This is a genomic window from Umezawaea tangerina, from assembly GCF_003002815.1.
GTDB lineage: Bacteria > Actinomycetota > Actinomycetes > Mycobacteriales > Pseudonocardiaceae > Umezawaea > Umezawaea tangerina.
The window spans coordinates 744653-758266 of record NZ_PVTF01000004.1 but is presented as its reverse complement, the minus strand read 5'-3'; the positions used below and the strand labels follow the sequence as shown (position 1 = coordinate 758266).

General features: G+C 70.2%; 11 protein-coding genes. 5 read left to right on the top strand and 6 right to left on the bottom strand.

Features of this window, described 5'->3' with window-relative positions:
* On the bottom strand, positions 1–590 hold a 590-nt coding region (locus CLV43_RS17555), incomplete at its 3' end, for an alpha-amylase family glycosyl hydrolase (protein WP_245886568.1).
* An 89-nt stretch (positions 591–679) separates the two neighbouring features.
* Positions 680–2656 (bottom strand): alpha-1,4-glucan--maltose-1-phosphate maltosyltransferase, encoded by a 1977-nt coding sequence (locus CLV43_RS17550; RefSeq protein WP_106188216.1) that lies wholly within the window; start codon positions 2654–2656, stop codon positions 680–682.
* Positions 2657–3021: 365 nt separating this feature from the next.
* On the opposite strand from CLV43_RS17550, the gene CLV43_RS17545 reads away from it, so the two are divergent.
* The 5 genes from CLV43_RS17545 to CLV43_RS17525 all read left to right on the top strand — a co-directional run bounded on the left by CLV43_RS17545 (position 3022) and on the right by CLV43_RS17525 (position 8226).
* A complete protein-coding gene (locus CLV43_RS17545) occupies positions 3022–3219 on the top strand; it encodes a ribbon-helix-helix protein, CopG family (protein ID WP_211304388.1) in 198 nt (65 codons plus the stop codon).
* A complete protein-coding gene (locus CLV43_RS17540; RefSeq protein ID WP_106188215.1) occupies positions 3216–3599 on the top strand; it encodes a type II toxin-antitoxin system death-on-curing family toxin in 384 nt (127 codons plus the stop codon). Before CLV43_RS17545 ends, CLV43_RS17540 begins: the two co-directional genes overlap by 4 nt.
* 233 nt (positions 3600–3832) lie before the next feature.
* Positions 3833–6403 carry an alpha-glucan family phosphorylase gene (gene glgP / locus CLV43_RS17535; protein WP_106188214.1) on the top strand — a complete coding sequence of 857 codons (2571 nt, stop codon included), beginning with the start codon at positions 3833–3835 and terminating at the stop codon, positions 6401–6403.
* A 301-nt stretch (positions 6404–6704) separates the two neighbouring features.
* A complete protein-coding gene (locus CLV43_RS17530; RefSeq protein ID WP_106188213.1) occupies positions 6705–7322 on the top strand; it encodes a hypothetical protein in 618 nt (205 codons plus the stop codon).
* Positions 7323–7878: 556 nt separating this feature from the next.
* A complete protein-coding gene (locus CLV43_RS17525) occupies positions 7879–8226 on the top strand; it encodes a hypothetical protein (RefSeq protein ID WP_106188212.1) in 348 nt (115 codons plus the stop codon).
* Between the two features lie 107 nt (positions 8227–8333).
* Here the strand turns inward: CLV43_RS17525 and CLV43_RS17520 are convergent, their stop codons facing one another.
* From CLV43_RS17520 to glgX, 4 genes are all read right to left on the bottom strand, one after another.
* Positions 8334–9467, bottom strand: coding sequence for a hypothetical protein (locus CLV43_RS17520; protein WP_245886565.1), 1134 nt, complete (start codon positions 9465–9467; stop codon positions 8334–8336).
* 417 nt (positions 9468–9884) lie between these two features.
* On the bottom strand, positions 9885–10280 hold the full coding sequence (locus CLV43_RS17515; RefSeq protein WP_106188211.1) for a rhodanese-like domain-containing protein: 396 nt from the start codon (positions 10278–10280) through the stop codon (positions 9885–9887).
* Positions 10277–10855, bottom strand: a complete 579-nt coding sequence (locus CLV43_RS17510; RefSeq protein ID WP_106188210.1) for a cysteine dioxygenase — start codon at positions 10853–10855, stop codon at positions 10277–10279. The genes CLV43_RS17515 and CLV43_RS17510 overlap by 4 nt, the downstream gene beginning before the upstream one ends.
* Positions 10856–11428: 573 nt before the next feature.
* Positions 11429–13537 (bottom strand): glycogen debranching protein GlgX, encoded by a 2109-nt coding sequence (gene glgX / locus CLV43_RS17505; protein ID WP_106188209.1) that lies wholly within the window; start codon positions 13535–13537, stop codon positions 11429–11431.
* Between the last annotated feature and the right edge of the window lie 77 nt (positions 13538–13614).

Sequence of the window (13614 nt, the reverse complement as noted above, 5' to 3'; positions counted from 1 at the left end):
TCGTAGGTCCAGTTCGACGTCTCCGTGTCCACGAAGATGATCCGCGCGTCGGAGTAGCGCGAGTCGTCGTCGCTCCACACGTAGTAGTCGCCGTAGGGGCCGTCCGGGTCCATGCGCGACTGCTGGAACCACGGGTGCGCGTCGGAGGTGTGGTTGAGCACCAGGTCCGTGATCACCCGGATGCCGCGGCGGTGCGCCTCGTCCAGGAGGTAGACGAAGTCCTCGATGTTGCCGAACTCCGGCAGCACGGCGCGGAAGTCGCTGATGTCGTAACCCCCGTCGCGCAACGGGGAGGCGTAGAACGGGGGCAGCCAGAGGCAGTCGACGCCCAGCCACTCCAGGTAGTCCAGTCTGCTGGCGAGACCACGCAGGTCGCCCGTGCCGTCGCCGTTGGAGTCGGTGAAGGCTCGCACCAGCACCTCGTAGAACACCGCGCCCTTGAACCAGTCCGGGTTCCGCGGCGCCTGTTTCGCGTGCTGGAAGTCCTCGGCCTGTGGCTCCACCAACAGACCGTCGGCGGTGATCGCTTCACCGGTGTGCGGCACACCCTCGAGCCCCAGGGCCGCGTCGGGTCGGGAATCTTCCTGCATGATCTCCACCTCGTCCCACCTCATAGCGGGTACGTCAACCATCCCCTGCGTACCTGGTGCACGCGGGGGTCCTCGAGTTCCTGATGGGTTCAGGAGAACCGGCGCTGCAACCCCACGATGTGCGCGACGGCGCGCCACGGTTCCAGCCGGACGTAGTTCGCCTGTCCCCAGTCCCACGTCTCGCCGGTGACCTCGTCGTGCGCGATGAGGCGCTCGTGCCAGTCGAAGCCGAGCGAGGGCAGGTCGAGCCAGAGAGTGCCCGCCTGCGGGTCGTTCGGGTCCAAGCTCACCACAGTCACGACGGTGTCGCCGGTTGCCGGATCCTGTTTGGAGTAGGCGATCAGGGCGTCGTTGTCGATGTGGTGGAACTTCAGGGTGCGCATCTGCTGCAGGGCCGGGTGTGCCCGGCGGGCAGCGTTCAGCTTGCGGAGCCACGGTTCCAGCGAACGGCCCTCGGTCAGGGCGCCCGCGTAGTCGCGTGGCCGCAACTGGTACTTCTCGGAGTCGAGGTATTCCTCGCTGCCGGGCTTCACGGCCTCGTGCTCGAACAGCTCGTAGCCCGAGTACACGCCCCACGTCGGCGCCATCGTGGCGGCCAGCGCCGCGCGCAGCGCGAACATGCCGGGACCGCCGTGCTGCAGCGACTCGTGGAGGATGTCCGGGGTGTTGACGAACAGGTTCGGGCGGGCCTCGTCCCAGTGCGCGACCTGCTCGGTGCCGAACTCGGTCAGCTCCTGCTTGCTCGTGCGCCAGGTGAAGTAGGTGTAGGACTGGGTGAAGCCGAGCTTCGCCAGTCCGTAGAGCCGCGCGGGCCGGGTGAACGCCTCGGCCAGGAACAGCACGTCGGGGTGCTTGTCCTTCACGGCCCAGATCAGCCACGCCCAGAAGTCCGGCGGCTTGGTGTGCGGGTTGTCGACCCGGAAGATCCGCACCCCGTGGTCGACCCAGTGCAGCACCACGCGCAGGACCTCGTGGTAGATGCCCTTGGGGTCGTTGTCGAAGTTGACGGGGTAGATGTCCTGGTACTTCTTGGGCGGGTTCTCGGCGTAGGCGATCGTGCCGTCCGGGCGGGTGGTGAACCACTCCGGCGACTTGAGCACCCACGGGTGGTCCGGCGCGCACTGCAGCGCGAGGTCCAGCGCCACTTCCAGGTTCAGCTCGTTCGCGCGGGCGACGAACCGGTCGAAGTCCTCGATCGTGCCGAGCTCCGGCGCGATGGCGTCGTGCCCGCCCTCGTCCGCGCCGATCGCCCACGGCGAGCCGACGTCGTGCTCGTCGGCGACCAGGGTGTTGTTGGGGCCCTTGCGGTTGACCCTGCCGACGGGGTGGATCGGCGGCAGGTAAGCCACGTCGAACCCCATCGACGCGACCCGGTCGAGCTCCTTGGTCGCCGTGGTGAACGTGCCGTGCACCGGCACGCCGTTCTCGTCGCGGCCACCGGTGGAGCGCGGGAAGAACTCGTACCAGGAGCCGAACGCGGCCCGCTGGCGGTCCACCCACACCTTGTGCGTCTTGCCCTTGGTGACCAGCTCCCGCACCGGGAACTCGGTCATGATCCGGTGCACGTCCGACGCCAGCGCGGGCGCGACCCGCTCCGGCAGCGGCCGGTGCCCGTCGCGCAGCGCGGCCGCGGCGTTCGCCAGCAGCGGGCGCTCCCGGCGGCGGTCGGGCCTGCGGGAGACCCGGTCGAGCAGCAGCGCGCCGCTCTCCAGGTCGTTCGCCAGCTCGTCGGCCCCCTGGCCCGCGCCGATCTTCGCCTCCACCGCGTGCCGCCACGTCGCCCACGGGTCGCTCCACGCGTCCACGCGGAACGTCCAGGCCCCCTCGTCCTCGGGAACGATGACGGTGGCGAAGCGGTCCAGCCCGACACCGTGCGGTGCCATCCTGGTCTGCCGGGCGATCCGATCCTTGGGCCCGCGCCAAGCCACGGTGGCCGCGATGGCGTCATGCCCCTCGCGCCAGACCGTCGCCTCCACCGGGATGTGTTCCCCCACTACGGCTTTCGCCGGATAGCGGCCACCGCTGACCTCTGGGGAAACGTCATCGATGCCGAGTCGTCCGCTCATCGGCTACGCCCTCTCGCCGTGTTCTCGCGCGGCAGAACCGCGGGCCCGTTCAGTCTGCCTTGCTCGTTGCGGCAGGTCATCACCGGGGACTACTACAACTACCCGTACCCATTCGAGTCGACCCGCACACCCCGGCGCGGCCAACCCGGTGCCCGCGCGGGCGGTGTGTCCACAGTCGCAAGACCTGCTGGCCGTGATCATCAAGGACGGGTTCGCCCGAATGCCGCGCGCCACGCCGTAAGTCGCCTTGATGAGACCTGATCCAGTTAACGCGTTGGTAACGCGGGGGTGGGTGGGAGCGGGCGGGCGGGCGACCTTCGGGCGGTTCGCTGATACCGACTGATACCGGGCGGTATCATCGGGGCATGGCGATGACGTTGAGGCTGACCGACGAGGAGAACGAGGATCTGCGGCGCACCGCGGAGCGGGAGAACCGATCCATGCAGGAGGTCGCGCGGCAGGCCATCCGGGAGTACGTGCAGCGCCGGACGAAGCTCCGCGACGAGGCTCTGGCGCGGATCGTCGCCGAGGACGCCGAACTGCTCGACCGCCTCGCCCGGTGATCGACTACGTGCAGCTGGACGACCTGCTCGCGGCGGCGCGGGCGGTATTCGGCCAGGAAGCGGAAGTCCGCGACTGGGGTCTGCTCGAGTCCGCGCTGATCCGCCCGCAGGCGACGGTCTTCGGCAACCAGGCGTACCCCTCGTTCGACGAGAAGGCGGCGGCGCTGCTGCACTCCCTCGCGCGCAACCACGCGCTGGTCGACGGGAACAAGCGCATGGCCTGGGTGGCCACGCGCCTGTTCTACGTCCTGAACGACGCCGACCTCCGCGCGCCTTCGGTGGACGAGGGCGAGAAGCTCGTCGTCTCGGTCGCCGCCGGGGAGCTGGACGTGCCCGAGATCGCGGGCGTCCTCGCGACGTGGAGCCGCGGCGGGGGTTGAGCGGGCGCGGGACACCGGAATTGTGAGCACCACTCAACTTCCCTTCCCGTGCTCGCGCTCCCCGTTCGCTGCTCCGAACGCGAGCACCCCCGCCGACCCCGCCTTCCGACCCGAAAGACCTGGTGGCACTCATAGGTCTTCTGGATCGGTCCCGGTACCGATCCTGCAAACCGTTGCAGGTTCGGAGTGGAGACTTGTCGTGTTGCCGCCGGCGGGAGATAAGGTCCGTCGCCATGCGAGCACTTCGCCGGTTCACCGTCCGAGCCAGCCTGCCGGAGCCACTGGCGTCCCTGGGCACGCTCGCCACCAACCTGCGCTGGACCTGGCATCCGCCGACGCAGGACCTCTTCGCGTCGGTGGACCCCAAGGTCTGGTCCGATGTGGGTGGCGACCCGTTGCGGCTGTTGTCCGAGGTAGCGCCGGAGCGGTTGGAGGTGCTCGCGAGGGACGAGCAGTTCCTGTCGCACGCGCGTGCGCTGGCCGACGACCTCGACCGCTACACGCAGGGGCCGCGGTGGTTCCAGAGGCGCCAGGAGGAGGTGCAGGCGCGGCGGGAGCACGGGAACTACGAGCTGAGCCCGTTGCCGGAGGCGATCGCGTACTTCTCGATGGAGTTCGGCGTCACCGAGGCGCTGCCGAACTACTCCGGTGGGCTCGGGGTGCTGGCGGGTGACCACCTGAAGGCGGCGTCCGACCTCGGGGTGCCGTTGATCGCGGTGGGGCTGCTCTACCGGTCCGGGTACTTCCGGCAGTCGCTGTCGCTCGACGGGTGGCAGATCGAGCACTACCCGGTGCTGGACCCGAGGGCGCTTCCGCTGGAGCTGCTGACCGAGCCGTCCGGCGCGCCGATCCTGGTGCACGTGGCCATGCCGGGCGACCGGGTGCTGCGGGCCAAGATCTGGAAGGCGCAGGTGGGGCGGATCCCGCTGCTGCTGCTCGACTCCGACGTCGAGGAGAACGACGAGGACCTGCGCGGGGTCACCGACCGGCTGTACGGCGGGGACCAGGACCACCGGATCCGGCAGGAGATCCTGGCGGGCATCGGCGGGGTCCGGGCGGTGCGCACCTACTGCGAGCTGACCGGGCACCCGAAGCCCGAGGTGTTCCACACCAACGAGGGGCACGCCGGGTTCCTGGGGCTGGAGCGGATCCGGGAGCTGACGACCACCGAGGGCCTGGACTTCGACCAGGCGCACGCGGCGGTGCGGGCGGGCACGGTGTTCACGACGCACACGCCGGTGCCGGCGGGCATCGACCGGTTCCCGGTGGACCTCGTGCAGCACTACTTCGGCTCCGAGACGCTGCTGCCGGGCGTGAGCACGCAGCGGGTGCTGGCGCTGGGCGCGGAGGACAACCCCGGCCTGTTCAACATGGCGCACATGGGCCTGCGGCTCGCGCAGCGGGCGAACGGCGTGTCGAAGCTGCACGGCGAGGTCAGCCGGGACATGTTCCGCGGCCTCTGGCCCGGCTTCGACGTGACCGAGGTGCCGATCCGGTCGGTGACCAACGGCGTGCACGGCCCGACGTGGGCGGCGACCGAGATGAGCCGGATGCTCGGCGAGTCCGAGGAGTCCGGGGTCGGGCTGCGGTTCGAGCCGGTCACCGACACCCGGCTGTGGGAGCTGCGCACCGAGCTGCGCGGCCGCCTGGTCGACGAGGTCCGCCGCCGGGTCCGCGCGTCGTGGCTGCAGCGCGGCGCGTCGGCGCTGGAGCTGGGCTGGACCGACTCGGTGTTCGACCCGGACGTGCTGACCGTCGGGTTCGCCCGCCGCGTCCCCACCTACAAGCGGCTGACCCTGATGCTGCGCGACCCGGAGCGGCTGCGCGCGATGCTGCTGCACCCGGAACGCCCGGTGCAGCTCGTCGTCGCGGGCAAGTCGCACCCGGCCGACGACGGCGGCAAGGCGCTGATCCAGCAGATCGTCCGCTACGCCGACGACGCGGGCGTGCGGCACCGGATCGTGTTCCTGCCCGACTACGACATGTCGATGGCCCGCTACCTCTACTGGGGCTGCGACGTGTGGCTGAACAACCCGATGCGGCCGCTGGAGGCGTGCGGCACGTCGGGCATGAAGTCCGCGCTCAACGGCGGGCTCAACCTGTCCATCCGCGACGGCTGGTGGGACGAGCTCTACGACGGCAGCAACGGCTGGGCCATCCCGACCGCCGACGGCGTGACCGACCCGACCCGCCGCGACGACCTGGAGGCCACCGCGCTCTACGAGCTGCTCGGCAACCAGGTGGCGCCGCTGTTCTACGACCGCGGCGAGGACGGCACGCCCACCCGCTGGCTCGCGATGGTCCGGCACACGCTGGCCTCGCTCGGCCCGGCCGTGCAGGCCTCGCGGATGGTGCGCGAGTACGTGGAGACGCTGTACGCGCCCGCCGCCGCCTCGGCCCAGTCGGTCGTCGGCGAGGGCTTCCGCGGCGCGAAGGAGCTGGCCGACTACCGGCAGCGGCTGCGCGCGGCGTGGCCGCGGGTGCAGGTGCTGGACTCGGAGCTGTCCATCGGCGGCCACCCGACGCCGGTGCTCGGCGCGCCGGTGACCGTGCGGGCCAGGGTCGAGCTGGCGAACCTGGAGCCGTCCGAGGTGGACGTGCAGGTCGTGCTCGGCAGGGTCGGCGACGGCGAGGAGCTGTACGACCTGGTCACGGCGCCGATGTCGTACGCGGGCAACGGCAACTACGAGGCCGAGGTGCCGCTGCCGCACGCGGGCACGATCGGCTACACGGTGCGGGTCCTGCCGCGCCACGAGCTGCTCGCCTCGCCCGCCGAGCTCGGCAAGGTCGTGCTGGCGGGCTGAGCCCGTCCCGTGCCACGGGGTATCCGGTCGCTGTCACGCACAGCGACCGGATACCCCGTTGTGTTTACCCCGCTTAATCGCCGGTAACAGGCTGTGATCCGCATCACGCCTGAATCACCTCCTTTCGTCTTAACTCGTTGGAATGACCCTTTTCCTATGGGGTGGATTCGACGTCTCCGCTGGTAGATGACGATCTCCGGGCTTACGCTCGGTCTCGTGGAAATAGTCGACATCCGATCTCGTGGATGTCGCTGGGGGCATTTCAGCCAGCTGTGAACAAGCACGAGAGGGAGCAGTTAACGTGAAGAAGATCGCGACCGTGGTCCCGTTGCTCGTCGTCCTGCTGACCGCGACCACCATTCCCGCCGGAGCCGTACCAGTGCGTGCCGAGGAGCAGGTCGCCCCACCAGCCGCCTGCACCGCCCTCGTCACCAAGCTGTCGGACACGGTGAAGAAGGTCATCGCCCCGTTGACAGCGGTGCCGCCGGACACCACCAAGGTCGCCGCGCCGCTGGGCGACGTGCTCGGCGTGCTCACCGAGATGCAGAACACCAAGTGCCTGCCCACCCCGCCGGTCAGCGTGCCCGCGCCGCCGGTCGCGGTGCCCGCCGTGCCCGGTGACGAGCTCGCGCGCGGGCCGGAGCAGTGCCTGTCGGCGGCCATGAACCTGTTCAGCATCGTGTTCGGCCTGCTCGCCAAGGTCGTTCCCGGCGCGGGTGTGCCGGACGTGACGAAGCTGTTGGCCGAGGTCACGGGTCTGCTCAAGGCGCTGACCGACACGCTGTCCGCCTGCGGCCTGCCCACGCCTCCCGGTGGCCTGCCCGCCGCGCCCGGCCTGCCGAGCCTCCCCGCGCCCGGCCTCCCGGCTCCCGGTCTGCCGGTCCCCGCGCCGGGTCTGCCGTTGCCCGCCGTCGCCTGATCTCCCATAGTCGGAAATGTGGCGCCCACCGCTGGTGGGCGCCACTTTCGTCTGTCCAGGACCGGATCTTCGTCACGCTGCGCAGTCGTCGTACGGGGCGTTCGGTCAGCACAAGTGGTGAACTCGGCTCGTGTTGTGTGTCGTGGCCCTCAGGCGGCCCACGCGTGTGGGGCCGTGGTGGCCACAGGGTCACCGGCGACCGGTACCGGTTCCACGGGCGCAGTAGCGCACTGCGGCGTTCGGGGGCGGAACGCCGTTTCGGTCACTCTCCGAAGTGGACCAATCTTTCCGCTGTTTTGCGGAAAGGGATCGTCGTCCGTTGAGCGGGCACGTCGTGAACTGCGACTATCGCGGGTTTCCCATTCGTGGCCACGCTTTCGGGGTGCCACCATTCCGAATGGTAACCGCTCGACTGTGCGACACATTCTCCCATTGTCGGATGCGTGGGTAATGTCGAAGTCGTCCGGGTGGTTCGAGAGAATCGGATCAGGGAATGTCCGCCCTGAACTCGAAGGCCGCTGAGGAATTGTTTCGCAGTGACGAGGAGAATCGTTCCATGATCAAGAAAGCCATCATCGTCGCCGGGGCCGTCGCAGGACTGTGCCTCATGGGTTCGCCCGCCTTCGCCTCGACCGGCGACACGGCCGCCAAGCGCGACGTGCTGGACACCTCGTTGGTCGGTCCGGTGACGGTGAACGCGCTGTCGAACAACCCCAGGACCCACGGCGACGGGAACATCTCCGGGTCCGGGAACGTCGGCGGCAACGGTAACAACATCGGGAACAACAACAACGGCGGCAACGGGAACAGCAACGGCGGCGCGGGCAACAACCTGGGCGCGGGCAACGCCGGCGGCAACGGCAACAACGACCCCGCGTGGCCCTGGCAGGGTCTCGTCGGCTGATAGGTCGCGGTGAGCGGGGAGTCGGAAGCGCGCACTTCCGACTCCCCGTTCCCCTTTGCCCCACCGAGGACGGTCCACCGGGGCCTGCCGTCCCCGGTGCGCTCCGGTCACGTGATCTTCAGCCGGGCCGAGGTCGTCGCCACGCGGGGCAGCCAGGCGGCGAGCGACTCGGCCTCGGCGAGGGTGGTGCGGGCGGCCGCGTTGTCGCCCGCCGCCATCTGCGCGCGGGCCGCCGTGGCCAACGAGTCGGCGCGGCCGAGGCCGTCGGTGCTGCTGTCCGCGCTCTGCCGGGCCAGCGAGAGCGCCTCCGCGGTGTCGCCGCGCAGGAGTGCCAGCTGGGCGAGCGTGCCGGTGAGGCGGTAGCGGGGAAGGCCGAAGCCGATCGCGCCCTCGGCCGCGCGGGTACCCGCGGGCAGGCCGATCTCCAGGGGGAGCTGACCCGCTTCGACGGCGCAAGCGGTTGCGCCCGCCATCTCGGCGAGGACCAGGGCCATGTCGCGGGGCTCCATGTCCGGGCGCCCGACCAGAGCGCTCAGCAGGTGCAGGGCCTCGGCGTACCGGCCGCGGATGTTGAGCACGGTGGCCTGCGCGCCGGTGGTCATGAGGAGCGACGGGTGCGCCTCGACCAGCCTCGCCAGCGTGACGTCGGCCTTGTCGAGGTCGGCGGCGCGGACCGCCTCCACGACGTCGTTGACGAGCGGGGTGGCGTCCATCTCGGCGGCGGCCCGGCCCTTGAGGCGGGGGAGCGAGAAGAGGAACCAGCCGGGCGAAGTGGTTCCCGCACTGCGCCGGGGGATGAGCTCGTGGAGCAGGCACGTGGTGGCGCCGATCGCCAGGCCGTAGGACAGGGGGCCGGTGGCGAGGAGCCAGGTCGCGGCGGCGGTGGCGGCACCCACCAGGGCCGATGTCGTGCCGGTGAGCCAGAGGCGCCTGCGGACCGGGGGGTGGATGGACCTCGCCCCGACCATGATGACGACGGGCAGGGAACGCAGCACGACCCGGATCCTGGGGGTGGTCCAGGCGCGCAGCTCGGTGCCCACGCCGATGATGATGTGGCGGATCTTGAGGCGCCAGGCGAGGGCGCCCAGGAGGGTGCCCAGTTGGAGGGCCGCGAGTTGGAGGGTCAGGCCCAGGAGGGCGCCTGCTAGGCCGGTGAGGCCCTGGTGTGAGGCGAGGGTGGCCGCGATGGCGGCGATCGTGAAGAGGGGGCCGGTTCGGGTGAGGAGCTTCACGAGGCGCACGGAGCTGGAGACGTTACCGAGGGGTGGGTGGTTCCGGGGTGTGTTGGGTGCGTCGTAGTTGCCGACTGGGAAGCCCGGCCCCCGGCGCTCTCGGTCCGCGAAGCTCGGCCCCGGCCCTCCCTCCATCTGGTGAAGCCCAGCCCCCGGCGCGCGATTGTCTCAATGCCCGATCTTCGTTGTCAAGACGATAGAGCTGTCTTGACAACGAAGATCGGGCAGGAGGGCGCTGTGGATCGGGGGCAGAGGGGAAGTCTGGCTTTGCCAGCATTGGCTCCGCCGACTCAAGCATCGGACTTCGTCCGACACTGCATCCTCGCTGCGCGTCGGACAAGGCCCCAGGCGCTTCGCGCCGGATGCGCGCTGGCGGGCTGCGCCCAACGACGGGGGGTGGGTGCTCGCTTGGCGTCGGGCGCGCGGTTATGTGATGGCTTGGGTGCCGCCTTCGCGGATGGGGAGGCCGGCGGTGGACCAGGCGCGGAAGCCGCCGATGAGGTCGGTGGCTTTGGGGAGGCCGATTCGTTGGAGGTCTCTGGCGGCGAGGCTGGAGGAGTAGCCCTCGTTGCAGAGGACTACGACTGTGGTGTCGGCGGTGAAGTTGGGGAGGCGGTGGGTGCCTTCAGGATCTAGGCGCCATTCGAGGACGATGCGTTCTACGGGGATGGAGTCGGGGATTTCGCCCTCTGCCAGGCGGTTGTGGTGGGGGCGGATGTCGATGATGAGGGCGTCGGTGCCGCGTAGGGCGTCGACCTCTTGAGGGGTGACGCGGGTGAGGGTGGTGCGGGCTTCTGCGAGGAACTTGTCGATGCCGGTCACGGGCCCTCCAGGTCGGCTAGGACGCGCAGTTGGTCGAGCGGCAGGCGTTGGGCGGGTAGTGGGGGGATCTCGGCCGGGATGTCGGCGAGGCTGGCGTACTCCCTGGTGGGGATGAGGGGTGGGGAGTAGGCGTGGACGCTGGCGGCGCCGGTGGTGCCGAGGTTGTGGACCTCGTGGGCGCGGCCGGAACCGAAACCCAGTGAAGCACCGACCGGGCGCTTGGCGCTGCGGATGGGGCCGGCGGGGTAGCGGTAGTTCTCGGTGAGCTCGCCCTTGAGGACGGTGAACGAACCCGACGAGCCGCCGTGGTCGTGGGGTTCGGTGCCCTGGCCGGGCAGCCAGGACAAGAGCCAGAGCTCGACGCCCTCGGTGAGGCCAAGCCGAGCCCACCAGCGCTTGGACGGGTCGAAGTCGAGGATGTCCAGGAGCGGGGTGGTCAGCTCGCTGGCGACGAACGAGGTGAGGTCGCGCAACTGTCGCGGCGACCACAGCTCGCGCTCGGGGTGGATGATGTCGTGCACCAACCGCACGTCCAGTTCCGGGTGCAGGTCAGCCAGGGCAAGGGTGGAGGTCAACGTCGCTCCTGAGGGCTACGGGTGCGGGGTAGCGATCAAGACGCGACGCGGGACTGGCCGAGAGCTCGGAGTCCGCGCCGCGTCCGGCTACACCCGCACGACGCCACCAGGAGGAGGTCGATCGTGCGGTCACACCAGGTGAGGAGCGGGCGGTCCACCAGGTGATGTTGTCATGGGTGGAGGGGGAGGGGGAGGGCGTCCCAGAGCCTGGTAATGGCTCGGTGGCCGACGTATTCGGGGGGTGGGTTTCGACTGGTGTTCGAGCCGCAGTGGGTGTCGCCGCTGTGTGCGCTAGCCGCGGACTCCGGGGGTGTCGCTGCGGTGGTTTCCGGGGGTGTCGCTGCAGCGGACCCAGGTGCGGTCGGCTTGACTTGGGGCCCCTTTTTTGGGCTTCGTCGGGCGAAAAAGGGCAGGTGGTAGAGCCTGCCCGCCGCCGCAAGTCTAAGCCCAAAAACCCCAAGTCAAGCCGACCGCACGAGCGGACGAGCGTGCTCGCTTCCAGCGTCGTTAAGCGGCCGCCAACCGGATGAGCGTGCTCGCTTCCAGCGTCGTTGGGTCGGGGCGTGGGGTTGGTTAGTTCGGGGCCCTTAGGAGCATGAGGGAGTGGCCGGTGATGGTGAGGGTGGAGCCTGGTTGCAGGAGGCCTGGGGTGGCGGGGGAGCCGTCTGCGGTGGTGGTGTCGAGCATGGGTTCGAAGTGGGCGCCGTATTCGGATGGGGGGAGGACCACTTCGATCTGGTCGGCGCCGGCGTGCAGCAGGAGGAGCCAGGAGTCGTCGGAGACGAGTTCGCCCTCGCGGGAGCGGGAGAGGCTGTTGGAGCCGTCGATCCACATGCCGAGGGTGCGGCGGCCCTCGTCGAACCAGTCGGTCTCGGCCATCTCCTCGCCGTCGGGGCGGAGCCAGACGAGGTCGGGGGCGCCGGAGGCGGTGGTGCGGCCCTCGAAGAACTCGGGTTGGCGGAGGGCGGGGCTGCCGGCGCGCAAGGTGATGACGCGGCGGGCGAAGGTGAGCATGGCGGTGGCGTCGTCGGTGAGCTTCCAGTCGACCCAGGAGGTCTCGTCGTCGACGCAGTAGGCGTTGTTGTTGCCGCCCTGGGTGCGCCAGAGCTCGTCGCCGGCGACGAGCATGGGGGTGCCGGTGGACAGCAGCAGCGTGGCGAACAGGTTGCGGGCCTGGCGGGCGCGCAGGGTGAGGACGCCGGGGGCGTCGGTCTCGCCCTCGACACCGCAGTTCCAGGAGCGGTTGTCGTTGGTGCCGTCGCGGTTGTCCTCGCCGTTGGCCTCGTTGTGCTTGCCGTTGTAGGACACGAGGTCGCGCAGCGTGAAGCCGTCGTGGGCGGTGATGAAGTTGATGGACTGCCACGGCCTGCGCAGGTCGTCGGCGTACAGGTCGGAGGAGCCGGAGAGGCGGTAGGCGAGGTCGCGGACGCCGATCGCGCCGCGCCAGAAGTCGCGCACGGTGTCGCGGTAGCGGCCGTTCCACTCGGCCCACTGCACGCCGAAGTCGCCGACGCGGTAACCGTCGCCGGTGGCATCCCACGGCTCGGCGATGAGCTTGCAGCGGGACAGCACGGGGTCGGTGGTGATGGCGGTGAGCAGCGCCGAGTTGCGGTCGAAGTACCCGCCGCCGGGCCGCCCCATCGTGCTGGCGAGGTCGAAGCGGAAGCCGTCGACGCCGAGCTCGGTGGCCCAGTACCGCAGCGAGTCGGTGACCAGGCGCACGACCTGCGGCGACCCGGCCTCCAGGGTGTTGCCGCAGCCGGTGATGTCGAGCGTGCCGCCACCGGCGACGTGCAGGTAGTAGCCGGGCGCGTCGAACCCGCGCAACGACAGCGTCGGGCCGTCCGGGCCGCCCTCGCAGGTGTGGTTGAACACCACGTCGATCAGCACCTCGATGCCCGCCGCGTGCATCGCGGCCACCATCGTGCGGAACTCCTCGACCTCGCGGCTGGGCTCGGAGGCGTAGTCGGGGTGCGGGGCGAAGTAGCCCAGCGGCGAGTAGCCCCAGTAGTTGACGCGGCCCTCGCGCATCAGCGCGGGCTCGTCCTGGAACGCGTGCACGGGCAGCAGCTCGACGGTCGTGACGCCGAGCCGCACCAGGTGCTCGACCACGGCCGGGTGGGCGAGCCCGAGGTAGGTGCCGCGCAGGTGCTCCGGCACGTCCGGGTGCATGCGGGTGAAGCCGCGCACGTGCAGCTCGTAGATGACCGCTTCCTCGAACGGCACCTCGGGCTTCGTGCCGGTGTCCGGGCCGCCGGGCGAGGTGACCACCGACAGCGGCACGCTGCCCAGCGAGTCGACCACCGACGGCGGGCCCAGCATCGGGTCGCCGACGTAGCCGAGCGCGGCGTCCAGGTCGGTCACCTTGCCGGTGATCCGCTTCGCGTACGGGTCGACCAGCAGCTTCGCCGGGTTGCCGCGCAGGCCGCGCGACGGGTCGTACGGCCCGTGCACGCGGTAGCCGTACCGCTGTCCGGGGGTGACACCGGCGACCAGACCGTGCCACACGCCGAACGTGCGCTCGGTCAGCTCGATCCGGTTCTCCGTGCCGTCCTCGCTGATCAGGCACACTTCCACGGCCTCCGCGGACGGCGCGGACACCGCGAACCGGACGCCCCCCGCCTCCGGGTGGGCGCCCAACGGGAACGGTCGGCCTGCGAGGACGGGCGAGTCGGCTGCCATCCCTAGATCCTGTCAGGCCGGACCGACAATCGGCGCGTGAGTAACCCCGCCGCACCAGTGCCGGGGGGTGGTCGGAA